This window comes from Penaeicola halotolerans (assembly GCF_016464625.1).
Classification (GTDB): domain Bacteria; phylum Bacteroidota; class Bacteroidia; order Cytophagales; family Cyclobacteriaceae; genus Penaeicola; species Penaeicola halotolerans.
On record NZ_JAEAGO010000244.1, the window covers coordinates 1 to 233 of the forward strand.

Sequence of the window (233 nt, forward strand, 5' to 3'; positions counted from 1 at the left end):
TGATGAACCGAGGTGGTATTGCCAATCGTCTGATAGAATTTGCAAAAGCCCTCACGGGCAGAATGCGAGGCGGGTTGCTCCATGTGAATATCATTGCTGCCATGCTGATGGGAGCGATTGCAGGTTCTGCTGTAGCGGCGGCATCTTCAATGGGAGGTATTTTGGGAAAAAGAATGGAGAAGGAAGGTTATCCAAAGGAACTCGGGGCCGCTGTGAATATCACTTCTTCTACG

General features: G+C 49.8%; 1 protein-coding gene. It reads left to right on the forward strand.

Translation table 11 applies throughout. The features are described 5' to 3' along the window. A partial coding sequence (locus I5349_RS14150; RefSeq protein WP_226391403.1) for a TRAP transporter large permease subunit occupies window positions 1-233 on the forward strand: 233 nt, incomplete at both ends.